Genomic DNA, 12,239 nt, shown 5'->3' with positions numbered 1-12,239 from the left:
CGCTTTCCCTACGACTTACGTATGGAAGATGGCTAATTATGGGAAAGTACATGCAACGGGCGTGGACGCTACGTTGTCGGCTTCCATACCATTATTTAAATCTGTTGGATTGTTCGTGTCCGGCAATTATATGTGGCAGAAAGCCATTGATCTGACTGATCCTGACGGTCCTACTTATAAGGCTCAGTTGCCTTATACCCCGTTGCATAGCGGAAATGTGGCAATGGTGATCGAAAATCCGTGGGTGAATATAGGCTATTCGGTTGTGGGAGTGGGTAAACGATATTTTTTGTCGCAGAATATTCCGGCTAATGAGATAGACGGATATGTGGAGCACGCCCTCAGTCTGTCGCATGAATTTGCTTTGAAAGATTGCCGCTTGTCGGTACAGGCCGAGCTGGTGAACCTGACCGATGAACAGTATGACGTTATTAAGTACTATCCCATGCCGGGGCGTTCATGGCGGTTGACCGGTACCTTTAAGTTTTAAGGTGCTACTGATACAGACGGAAGAATATTGTGAGGATGCAGATTTATCAATATCAAACAAAATAAAGATGAAAAGTATGAAAGTAAGAAGTTTTTTGTTTAGCATCTTGTGTATGCTGGCTTTAGGTGCAGGTTTTGCATCGTGTAGTGATGACGATGACGAAAAAGGTCCGGCTGATACGGGTTCACAACTGACTTTGCCGCAGTCACGTATGTTCATTTTGAACGAAGGAGGTTATGGCAGCAACAATGCAGGTATTGCTTTTTATGCCCCCAACGGTGATGCTGACTTCATCAATGATATTTTTTTCTTGCAAAACGCTGCACAATTAGGCGAGACTGGGCAAGCAATGATTGAATATGAAGACCAGATTTTTGTGTCTGTCTATGGCTCGAACTATTTGGTAAAACTGAATGCAGATTGTGTGGAACAAGGACGGGTTTCTTTCGTAAATGATCCTGATTTGGCTGGTCGCATCCGTTATATTGATGCCGAAGATGGTTACATTTATGCTTCGTTCTGGGGCGGTGCTGTTGCCAAAATTAATGCGACTACTATGGCTGTAGAAGCCAAGTTGACCGGTCTGGGCGACAATATGGAAGGTATTGCTGCCTGTGAGGGCAAACTCTATGTGGCTAACAGTTGTACTGCCGATTATACTACGTATCATAATGATGTAAAGGTAATCGATCTGAATACTTTTACGGTGGCCGAAACGTTGACAGTAGGAGTGAATCCGAACGCTATACTGGAGGAAGATGATAAGATATTCCTGATTTCTTGGGGTAATTACGGTGATGCGGGTTACTCATTGCAGATGATTGATCCGGCAAATAACAATAAGGTGACAGAACTGGGTGTAGCAAGCCGCATGTGTGCCGCTAACGATATGTTGTATTTGGTTTACTCTGATTATGCAGGTGCTGTACTGAATACATTCTTTACTTATGACATCAAAACCGGTCAGCTGAACAACACTTCTTTCCTGAAGAATATACCGGAGGCATTGAAGAATGCAACAATCTATATGCTGGAAGTGAATGAAAACAACGGTGATATTTATATCGGTACGACCGATTATAAGACTACTGGTACTATTTACCGTTTCAAAAAAGATGGAACGCTTGTAGAAGAGTTCAGCGCAGGTGGTATCAATCCTAGTTCTGCCGTTTTTTTTAATTGATGATGAATAAGTATTTATATTCAATAGGAATATTAGTAGCCTTGCTCCTTTCCTCGTGTGGAGGAAGGAGCAAGGCTTCTTTCGCTGATGGTGGCGACACCATCGCTTTGCGCTATGCCGAGAATCTGACACTGGTATCTTACCCGGGCTATACGGTGGCTACGCTGCGCAATCCGTGGGACACGCTGCGTACTTTGCACACCTATGTACTGGTGCCCGAGACGGAGCAGCTGCCGGAACAATTGCCGGAAGGTACCGTAGTGCGTACGCCGTTGAAGAAGTCTGTCATTTACTCGTCCGTACATTGCGCCCTGTTGGAAGAGTTGGGAGCAGGAAGTGCCATCGGTGGAGTGTGCGACCTGAAGTACATTCGCCTGGCTGCCATCCACGAAGGGGTAGCTGCCGGAAAAATAGCCGATTGTGGCGACGGTATGAATCCGGATATGGAAAAGATTATCGACTTGCATCCCGACGCCATCTTGCTGTCGCCTTTCGAGAACAGTGGCGGCTACGGACGGGTAGAGAAGCTGAACATCCCCCTTATCGAATGCGCCGACTATATGGAGACGTCGGCTTTGGGGCGTGCCGAGTGGATGCGCTTCTATGGCCTGCTGTTCGGTGCCGAAGCCGAGGCTGACAGCCTGTTTGCCGAAGTTGACAAGCGCTATCAGGCTTTGATGCAGAAAGCCCGTACTTCTTCCACTTCCCTGTCTATTCTGAGTGAACTGAAGAGCGGATCGGCCTGGTATGTACCGGGCGGACACAGTACGATAGGACGTCTGTTTGCCGATGCTTGCGGGCGTTATGCTTTCGCTGATGACAAGCATAGCGGTTCTGTCCCCCTGGCTTTCGAAACCGTTTTCGACAAGGCGGGCGATGCCGATGTGTGGGTCATCAAGTACAATCGTGACCGGGATATGACATACGCCGACCTACAGGCCGATTATATCGGTTATACCGGTTTCAAGGCATTCAAGGAACGTTCGGTGTACGGATGCAATACAGATAAAGTGCCCTATTACGAAGAAACTCCGTTTCATCCGGATTATCTGCTGTCCGACCTGATTCAGATTCTTCATCCGGAATTGGGCAGTTTGGGCGGTTTGCGCTATTTTTGCAAGCTGAAAGAATAGTAGCATGAAACTTTCAGAAGTTATTGTCCAATGCTTCTCTATTCAGAGTCTATACTATTGGCCTTTAACTTCTAACGGTGCAAAGCGAAGTAATAACTTCCTTTCACTCCTTATAACTCTTTAAAAAAGCTTATGTCGAAAGGTTGGAAATATGGTTTGGGAATGGGAGTCCTGATAGTACTTCTGTTTATCGTTAATTTGCTGGTGGGGTCTGTATCTATTCCTGCCGGCGAAGTATTCCGTATCCTTTCGGGAGGCGAGGCCGGGAAAGCAAGCTGGAGCTTCATCCTGTGGGAATCGCGTTTGCCTCAGGCACTTACAGCCTTGTTGTGCGGAGGAGCGCTGGCGGTATGCGGACTGATGTTGCAGACGGCTTTCAAGAATCCGCTGGCAGGCCCTTCCATTCTGGGAATCAATACAGGAGCCAGTCTGGGCGTGGCATGTGTCATGCTGCTGTTCGGCGGAAGCATTTCGGCCGGCACGTTCAGTCTGTCGGGTTTCTTTTCGGTACTGGCCGGTGCTTTTGTGGGTGCCATGACGATCATGGCTCTTATTCTGTTTCTGTCTACACTGATTCGCAGCAATGTGATGCTGCTGATAGCGGGTATTATGATAGGCTATATTGCTTCGTCGGTCATTTCGCTGCTCAACTTCTTTGCTACGGCCGAGGGCGTACAGTCGTATATGATTTGGGGAATGGGTAACTTTGGCGGTGTGTCCTTGCAACAGATGCCGGCATTTGCTTCGGTCACGGTGCTGGGGCTGATCGGGTCATTGCTACTCATCAAGCCGCTGAACGCTTTGCTGCTGGGCGACCGTTATGCCGAAAATCTGGGAATCAATATCCGTAGTGTACGTAATTGGCTGCTGATTGTTACCGGTGTGTTGACGGCCATAACTACGGCATTCTGCGGTCCGGTTTCGTTCATCGGGCTGGCCGTTCCTCATGTGGCCCGGCTTATTCTGGGTACTTCCAATCACAATTCGCTGCTTCCCGTAACCATTCTTTGCGGGTCTGCTGTGGCTTTGATCTGTAACTTGTTGTGCGTACTACCGGGCGAGGCGGGAGTTATTCCGCTGAATGCAGTTACTCCTATGATAGGTGCTCCGGTTGTAATCTATGTCATTGTAAGTCAACGAAAACCGGGTGCTTTCAATTGAACTTATGCAACCGATTACGGAAGAATCGGACGAAAAAATGATTAAAATCAACTTTCTATATTGCAGAAACAACTATCTTTGCGGCGGTATTAGTAACTAAAAAAGATTGAAGCAAATGGAATTACCCGAAGAACCGATGATGCTGTATAGCTTCATCAACATGAAATTACGTGATTTCTATCCTTCGCTGGATGCTCTTTGCGAGGATATGAATGTAGACAAAGAACACATCATCCGTAAACTGAAAGCTGTAGGCTTGGAATACAGTGCCGAGCGTAACCGTTTCTGGTGATTGTGAAAATTGAATAAGCTATTTAAGAGCCTCTGTAGCCATGGTCGTTACAGAGGCTTTTTTGTTAAATGCCGCGTTAATTAATACAAAATGTGTGTCTTCTCTTTTTTACTTTTTCCTTTTTCCGAGTTCTAATGTGATGTATACGGAAATTCTCTGGAGATGAACCACGAAAATGATTATAAACTAAAAAAAGAAGACTTATGAAGACAAGAATCGTTTATCTGTTTATTGCACTCCTCGTAGCAGGAAGCCAAGTTTCATTGTTTGCTCAACAACAAGCGGACCGTACGAAGAAGAAGCCGCGTTTCACTCCCGAGCAGATGATGGAGATGCAAACCAACCGCATTGTGAAAGCTTTGGCGCTGGATGATGCTACAACTGCCAAGTTTACGCCTGTCTATACTCAATATCTGAAAGATTTGCACGAATGCAGAGCAGAGGCATGGAAACAGATGAAGCAGGATAAGGCCGAAGCAGGCAAACAGCCTGATGCAAAGAAAGAAATGCTGACCGACGCTGAAGTAGAACAACGCATCAAGGATCGTTTTGCCCACAGCCGCAAGATGCTGGACTTACAGGAAAAGTATTATACTGAATTCCGCAAGGTGCTGTCGCCCAAGCAGATTGAAAAGATCTATCAGATGGAGAAGAAGCACGATGGTAACAGAATGCGGAAAGATATGCGTCCTGATAGCAAAGACAGAAAACCATTTCCACAACAGAAGAACAGATGACCTGAACGGTCGCTGTAGATAATTTGTTACGGGTTACAAGTATCGGGGAAAGGCGGAATGCAGAAGTTTGCAGAAACGCTTAACCGATGCTTGTAACCCGTAACTGTTTTTTAAGCCAAATCTCCTATTTCATCCAGGTTTTTCTGGATATCCTGGTCGGTAAGTTCGTAGTTGATCAGGTCGCCAGCCAGGTATTTGTCGTACGAGGCCATGTCGATAAGTCCGTGTCCGGAGAGGTTGAACAGGATGACTTTCTCTTCGCCTGTCTCCTTACACTTGTTGGCTTCGCGGATGGCGGCGGCGATGGCGTGGCACGATTCGGGAGCCGGGATGATACCTTCGACCTGTGCAAACAGTACGCCGGCATCAAACGATTCCAGTTGTCGGATGTCTACAGCCTCCATCAGTCCGTCTTTCAGCAGTTGCGATACGATGACACCGGCACCGTGGTAACGCAGACCGCCTGCATGTATGTTAGCCGGGGCAAAGTTGTGTCCCAGTGTGAACATGGGCAGCAGTGGGGTGTAACCGGCTTCGTCGCCAAAGTCGTACTGGAATTTGCCTCGTGTCAGTTTTGGGCAAGAGGCGGGTTCGGCAGCAATGAAGCGGGTTTTCTTTCCTTCAAGGATGTTGTGCCGCATGAAGGGGAAGGCGATACCTCCGAAGTTGGAGCCTCCGCCGAAGCAGGCGATCACCATGTCGGGATATTCGCCGGCCATGGCCATCTGCTTTTCAGCTTCCTGACCGATGATGGTCTGGTGCAGGGTGACGTGGCTCAGCACGGAGCCCAGCGTGTACTTACAGTTGGGAGTGGTGCGGGCCAGTTCGATGGCCTCGGAAATGGCTGTTCCCAGTGAGCCCTGATGGTTGGGATGGGCAGTCAGGATGTCTTTTCCGGCACGGGTGGACATGGAGGGAGAAGCTGTAACCTGTGCGCCGAACGTGTGCATGATGCTACGACGGTAGGGCTTCTGCTCGTAACTGATCTTCACCTGGTAGACAGCAGCTTCGAGCCCGAACAGACGGGCGGCGTAAGCCAGCGAGGCACCCCATTGTCCGGCACCAGTCTCGGTGGTGACGTTGGTCACGCCTTCCTTTTTGCAGTAGTAGGCCTGCGGAATGGCGGAGTTCAGCTTATGCGAGCCCATGGGACTGACACTCTCGTTCTTGAAGTAAATGTGAGCCGGAGTATCGAGGGCTTTCTCCAGTCCGTAGGCACGTACCAGCGGTGTGCTGCGGTAGTATTTGTACATTTCGCGCACTTCTTCGGGGATCTCAATCCAGGCATCAGTCTGGTTCAGTTCCTGCCGGCAAAGCTCTTCGGCAAAGATGGGATACATGTCTTCGGGCTTCAGCGGTTGCTTGGTAGCAGGGTTCAGTGGGGGCATAGGTTTGTTCACCATGTCAGCCTGTATGTTGTACCAGTAGTGGGGTATTTCTTCTTCTGGAAGGATGAATCTTTTTGTTTTGTTGCTCATAGTGGTTAAAATATTTAATAATTACTGCCCAAATGTAGTTATTATTTTTAAAACGCTATCTTTTTTTCTTGTTTTTTTGCCCATATTGGTTTATTTGTATATGTTTGCCGCGTTTCTTTAACAGGTATCAAGATGAAGATCTATCATAAGTATCTGCTTTATCAGAATAAGTGGATTCATCCGTATGTGCGGATCGTTCTGAACATATTTACTTCGCTTACTTATCTGGCTTCGTTACTGCTGATTATAGGAGTGGTGTACGAGCATGGATTTACCATTACTGCCGAAGAAGCACAGCAGGTGAACCGCCTGTATCATGGCGTCTGGATTGTGTTTCTGGTGGATGTCACGCTGCACATTCTGCTCGAATACAAGGATACGCGGCGAACGTTCAGCAAACTGACGTGGGTGCTGACCGGGCTGCTGTATCTGACGCTGGTGCCTGTCATTTTTCATCGGCCCGAGGTGGAAGGAGGGATTCTGGACTTTTGGAATTTCCTTCACGGGAAAGGCTACCGGCTGGTACTGCTGCTCTTGCTGTCGCTACTGACGTTGTCCAACGGAATGGTGCGCTTGCTGGGCCGGCGCACCAACCCTTCGCTGATACTGGCAGTCAGTTTCCTGATAATCGTGCTGATAGGGACGGGGCTGCTGATGCTTCCCCGATGTACGGTGGATGGCATTTCGTGGGTCGACTCGCTGTTTATATCTACCAGTGCGGTGTGTGTCACGGGACTGACTTCGGTCGACGTGGCTTCGACGTTTACGCCGGCCGGTTTTGTGGTTATCATTATCCTGATTCAGATTGGCGGTTTGGGCGTGATGACGCTGACCAGTTTCTTTGCGATGTTCTTCATGGGCAATACGTCGCTCTACAATCAGCTGGTGGTGCGCGATATGGTGAGTTCGGACTCGCTGAACTCGTTGCTGACGACGCTGGTCTACATTCTGGGCTTTACGCTGGTGATAGAGGGGGTGGGGATGCTTGCCATCTGGAGCGACATTCACGGCACGCTGGGTATGAGCCTGAAGGAGGAACTGGCCTTTTCGGCTTTTCATTCCATTTCGGCTTTCTGCAATGCAGGCTTTTCGACGTTACCCGGCAATTTGGGTAACCCGGTGCTGATGTCGGGGCACAATTCGCTGTATCTCTACATTTCTTTCCTTATTATATTGGGAGGTATCGGTTTTCCGATTCTGGTTAATTTCAAGGATATCTTGTTGCACTACGTGCGTCGCTTCTGGCATTTTGTCCGTACGCGGGAGTGGGATGCGAGGCGTTTTTATCATTTGTACAACCTGAATACGAAGATTGTGCTCATCCTCACTCTGCTGCTGTTGGTGGTGGGTACGGTGGCCATTGCGGTGCTGGAGTGGAACGGTGCCTTTGCCGAAATGCCGGTGGGCGACAAGCTGACGCATGCTTTCTTCAATGCCGTGTGTCCGCGTACGGCGGGTTTTGTCAGTGTGGACCTGACTACGTTGGGTGTACAGTCGCTACTTATTTACATGTTGCTGATGTGGGTGGGCGGTGGCTCGCAATCGACGGCAGGCGGTATCAAGGTGAATGCCTTTGCGGTGGTGGTGCTGAATTTAGTGGCGGTACTGCGGGGGACGGAACGGGTGGAAGTGTTCGGTCGTGAGCTGTCGTCCGATTCTATCCGTCGGTCGAACGCTACGGTGGTGTTGTCGTTCACTGTTCTGTTCCTTTTCGTTTTCGTTATCAGCCTGATTGAGCCGGAGCATTCGCTGATGGCGATTGCCTTCGAGTGTGTATCGGCCCTGAGTACGGTAGGTTCCAGCCTGAATCTGACACCTTTGTTGCACGACAGCAGCAAACTGCTCATTGTGGTGCTGATGTTTGTGGGGCGTGTCGGTCTGATAACGCTGATGCTGGGCATCGTGAAGCAGAAAAAGAATACGAAATACCGTTTCCCCAACGGTCAGATTATCATCAACTGACCTCTCCGAATGCCTTGTTAGAGAGGGGGTTGTTCCACACTTGTGTGGCTCGCGAGCCGTACAAGTGTTGCTCGTGAGCCGTGCAAGTGTCTCTCGCGGGCTGTGCAAATGCCGTTTAGAATGCTTGTGAGGCAGGCGGGTGAAGCCTTTTTGAAATGGGTGACTTCATCCGCCTGCCAGTTTTTATAATCGGAACTTATTAAAAGATAATGCGAAAACCTATGTACGCTCCATATGATTTTAAAACATCACTTTCGCCAAAATTACTTCCTTCATTTGCTTCCAATGTCAGCACACTGTATTCTGCTCCGCAAGTCAACTGGAATGGATAGAAAAGATTAATGTTTGCACGGATTCCCACAGGGAATCGTAGCAATTTTGTAAAATTGTCATAATCATCGCTATCTCCCAATGCAAACATATAGTGTGCCTTGATGTATGGCATCAACTCTATACGGCTCATAAAAGTCTTACCGAAACCTACTCCTAAGCCCACATCCATCAAGGCCGGAAAGTCGTCATATTCTATACTGCCATCATTCAACTCTGGAGATGACACATTTTTGATATCATCGTCAGAAGCATAACAACCTAACGACAACAAGCCATAAGTAGATATACCATTTTTACTGAAACCGACTCTATAATAAGTATCGTATTGCGCACCAAAATAGTCGGAGTAGTCTTTAATAGATACCAGATTGCCTGTAATGGAAAATCCCAACCCACGGTCGAAATCCAACACACCAATATCTCCCTTCTTGTGAGAAACGGATCTACCAGACAACAGAAACATTCGCGTTGTAGTATCGGATACTATTCCACCTCTTGCATATGCTATTCTTTTAGACAAATTCTCTCCTTTTTTGTTTGTATACTGCCTGTAAACTGCTACTCTGTCGCCCTTCTTAACTCCATCTTGCTTTCCGATATCCATCGTTAACGGACGATTGTCAACAATTTGTCCTCGAATTCCAAAAGCGGCAACTTTTTGCGAAATTTCACGAAGAAGCTTGTTTCTTACCTCCCAGGTATCCTTGTCCTTGTATGAACCTGATGATACATACTCCACCGGAACCTTTATGGCATTATACTTATCCATATCATTCCAACTATTGAATACCTGTTCTAATATATTTTTATCTATTGCCACCCGAAGAACCATCCAATAATTGTTCTTACCTCTACTTCGCGTCATCACGATATAGTTGTTACGCAAAATGGGAAGATAATCTTCCTGCAAGATTGTTCTACTATCAAGCACACCTATCATAGCACGCTCTTCATCCATAAGCTGAACATTCTTCAAAGCTCGTTCTTTCAATAATTCATCAGACAAAGAGTTACCATCGTATCTGAACAGATAGTCTAAAAACTTCTTTCCAACATTTTGCTGATTCAGAATCTGTAGTATCTGTTCACGTTCGGATTTCTTATATTTCTTTTTATAAAATCTTGGCAACTCGAACTCAACTTCATTCACAAAGAATTTGGAGTCCAATCCTCCGTACAGCAACTCACGGATATCTCCGGATATACCGATTATCTGGCATTTAGAATCGTAAAACTTTTTATCTCTAGCGGAAACTGCTGTCAAAAACAGCAACATGATTACCAGACAACTAAAAACTCTCTTCATATTCCTCGATCTTTTGTGATTTTTAATCAATACCACCAATGATAAATTCTATATACTACATCGGGTTGGTTATTGGCCCATGTTTTTGCCACAGATTCCGCAGCTTTGATGTAGGCTAAAGAGCGCTCTTTCTCACTTTGAATGTGCGCCATTTCTTCATGATGACGATTTTGCAATTGTTGCATCTCTATTTTCCAACGCTGATTGGATAATGTCTTCAGATGAGAACTTACTTCTGCACAGAATTTGTCTATCTGACCGGATATTGTTTTTGAAGGATATTGCACCGCACTCATTATACTCATGGCGCGCTCTGCTCCATCCTCGCTCATATCGGCATGCCAGGCTGCTTTGGCCTGAAGCAACAAGTCCTTATTATATGACTCTATTCTTTCTTCACTGTAACGGGCAATCATTTCCTGTGCCCGCTGATAATGCTTGCAGGGCATGGGAATAGTAAACAACAAGTTTATCGCCTCATCATAATTTCCAACTGCAATCAGACTGCCGGCACGCTGTATAACACTCTTGCCAATCTGATCATAATATGCCATGATACGACTCTTACCTACTTCCAGACACTGAACAATCTCCGGATTATTGGGACGGATTTTATATAACGCAGAACGGTATGCCTCTTCATAACCTGACCCAATACCTTTCAACTCTATATTGCCAGATGAAAACAATATGCCTTCCTTTCCATCACCAACATAAAATGTTACAGACAGTCTCAGTGCTGTTTTTGCCGGTAAAGTGGACGTTCTACTTTCGCTCACATTATGAGTATTGGCAGAAATGACAAAACGGTTGTCATGCCCCTTACTTGCCAATCCGTTCTGGACTACCACTTGAGTCAAGCGGTCTAACAAAACTTTCTTTAATTGATTATCAGGAAATTGCACCTCATCAGGGATGTAAGGAGTGATACAAATTGTTTCTACCACACGTTGATAATCCTGACCAAACAAAATAAAAGACTGTAAGATAAAAAACAAAACAAACAATTTTCTCATCATGAACGCCCTCCTATTACTATATATGCCTTGCCTATACCTACAGGCGTAACAGAAATATCCAACCCAAACTGTGAAAGAAATGTGTTAATTTGTTTGATAAAAGACTCCGCATTTAAAGCCTTGACCTTGGCACCGAATTTACCCTTTCCAGACAAAGGAAAATTAACCTGCTCATAAACTAATCTGACTCGGTTTTTAGAGGCCTGAGTATAAACACCGTTGACAGCATTTTCACTCATCCAATAATCAATTGCATCACATAACTCTCCCTCTTCACCGTTTAAACTAACCGTTGACTCAAAGTTCAAAGGACAGTCAGACGCAATTTTAAATACAAAAACCCCCTCACGACCACTCTCTATTGTTCTTTGGAAATAACGCTGAATACTAGCGGTAAAATTATCCATAAAACCCAGTACCGACTCTTCGACCAGCACGGACATTGGCGATCCGGAAACAGAACTTCGGCCCACTTCGCCACCTATCTGCTTGGATGTTGCAGCATCAACAGAGGTAACACGAAACTCTACCACATTTCTTGGACCATACGTCTTCCGCTCAAAAGCTACATTAACCAAAATATCAGCCTGAGCTACACGCATAAGTTTATCCAGATCGTTTTCAACAATCTCTCCGTCATTTTTCGACTGCAATGCGTAATCTAGTGTTTCCTCATATTTAATTTCATCCAACACACTCGTAAGAAGTTTGAGCGGATAACCACGTTGTTCCATTATCCCTCCCATCTTCGTTATCACACTCAGAACATCATCATTCAACACGGCTTTTTCATAGTCAGCCTCTAAAGGGCTCTCACTTTTTACATAACCATTATTAATACACCAGGATTTTTCAGGTATAACCATAATGGTAGGCTTCATTGCCTTTTGAGACGCAATGTCTTGTGCCTGCGCCACAAGTCCCACTAAAAGCAAGAACATTGTTTGCATCAGTTTTCTCATAATCTATTCAAAATAATCACCTAAACCTTTTATTATTCCATCGTTTTCCATCTTCTGACGCAATTTGTCATACTTAATTTGTACATAAATAGCCACTTTGCGCTTTCCTTTATACTTAACATTATTCTCGCCAGAAGGATATTTGGAATTTACATTAACGTGAATTCGATATAAAATTAGAAA

12 protein-coding genes are annotated in these 12,239 nt (G+C 46.0%); 7 read left to right on the top strand and 5 right to left on the bottom strand.

Going from position 1 to position 12,239, the window contains the following annotated elements; translation table 11 throughout:
• The 6 genes from QVP67_RS14640 to QVP67_RS14615 all read left to right on the top strand — a co-directional run.
• A partial coding sequence (locus tag QVP67_RS14640) for a TonB-dependent receptor domain-containing protein (RefSeq protein WP_288180276.1) occupies positions 1–490 on the top strand: 490 nt, incomplete at its 5' end.
• Between the two features lie 76 nt (positions 491–566).
• Positions 567–1,673 (top strand): YncE family protein, encoded by a 1,107-nt coding sequence (locus QVP67_RS14635; RefSeq protein WP_022164294.1) that lies wholly within the window; start codon positions 567–569, stop codon positions 1,671–1,673.
• Positions 1,673–2,806, top strand: coding sequence for an ABC transporter substrate-binding protein (locus tag QVP67_RS14630; protein WP_022164293.1), 1,134 nt, complete (start codon positions 1,673–1,675; stop codon positions 2,804–2,806). The genes QVP67_RS14635 and QVP67_RS14630 overlap by 1 nt, the downstream gene beginning before the upstream one ends.
• A gap of 132 nt (positions 2,807–2,938) precedes the next feature.
• Entirely contained in the window at positions 2,939–3,967 is a 1,029-nt protein-coding gene (locus QVP67_RS14625; RefSeq protein ID WP_022164292.1) for an iron ABC transporter permease, read from the top strand.
• Between the two features lie 115 nt (positions 3,968–4,082).
• Positions 4,083–4,259, top strand: a complete 177-nt coding sequence (locus QVP67_RS14620; RefSeq protein ID WP_022164291.1) for a DUF4250 domain-containing protein — start codon at positions 4,083–4,085, stop codon at positions 4,257–4,259.
• Between the two features lie 203 nt (positions 4,260–4,462).
• Positions 4,463–4,996 carry a hypothetical protein gene (locus QVP67_RS14615; protein WP_022164290.1) on the top strand — a complete coding sequence of 178 codons (534 nt, stop codon included), beginning with the start codon at positions 4,463–4,465 and terminating at the stop codon, positions 4,994–4,996.
• A 110-nt stretch (positions 4,997–5,106) separates the two neighbouring features.
• Here the strand turns inward: QVP67_RS14615 and QVP67_RS14610 are convergent, their stop codons facing one another.
• Entirely contained in the window at positions 5,107–6,474 is a 1,368-nt protein-coding gene (locus QVP67_RS14610) for a TrpB-like pyridoxal phosphate-dependent enzyme (protein ID WP_022164289.1), read from the bottom strand.
• A 132-nt stretch (positions 6,475–6,606) separates the two neighbouring features.
• Between QVP67_RS14610 and QVP67_RS14605 the strand changes: the two genes are divergently transcribed.
• Positions 6,607–8,436, top strand: coding sequence for a TrkH family potassium uptake protein (locus tag QVP67_RS14605; RefSeq protein ID WP_022164288.1), 1,830 nt, complete (start codon positions 6,607–6,609; stop codon positions 8,434–8,436).
• A gap of 199 nt (positions 8,437–8,635) precedes the next feature.
• Here the strand turns inward: QVP67_RS14605 and QVP67_RS14600 are convergent, their stop codons facing one another.
• The 4 genes from QVP67_RS14600 to QVP67_RS14585 form a co-directional block, all read right to left on the bottom strand.
• Positions 8,636–10,075 carry a hypothetical protein gene (locus QVP67_RS14600; RefSeq protein ID WP_022164287.1) on the bottom strand — a complete coding sequence of 480 codons (1,440 nt, stop codon included), beginning with the start codon at positions 10,073–10,075 and terminating at the stop codon, positions 8,636–8,638.
• Positions 10,076–10,101: 26 nt separating this feature from the next.
• A complete protein-coding gene (locus tag QVP67_RS14595; protein WP_022164286.1) occupies positions 10,102–11,094 on the bottom strand; it encodes a hypothetical protein in 993 nt (330 codons plus the stop codon).
• Positions 11,091–12,056: a DUF6175 family protein gene (locus QVP67_RS14590; RefSeq protein ID WP_288180274.1), complete on the bottom strand. Its 966-nt coding sequence runs from the start codon at positions 12,054–12,056 to the stop codon at positions 11,091–11,093. The genes QVP67_RS14595 and QVP67_RS14590 overlap by 4 nt, the downstream gene beginning before the upstream one ends.
• A gap of 3 nt (positions 12,057–12,059) precedes the next feature.
• Positions 12,060–12,239, bottom strand: a 180-nt coding sequence (locus QVP67_RS14585; RefSeq protein ID WP_288180273.1) for a hypothetical protein, incomplete at its 5' end; no start/stop codon positions are given.

Source organism: Bacteroides sp. CAG:633 (assembly GCF_000435115.1).
In the GTDB taxonomy this organism is placed as follows: domain Bacteria; phylum Bacteroidota; class Bacteroidia; order Bacteroidales; family Bacteroidaceae; genus Bacteroides; species Bacteroides ndongoniae.
The sequence above is the reverse complement of the archived record's forward strand: the minus strand, read 5'-3'. Positions and strand labels throughout refer to the sequence as shown.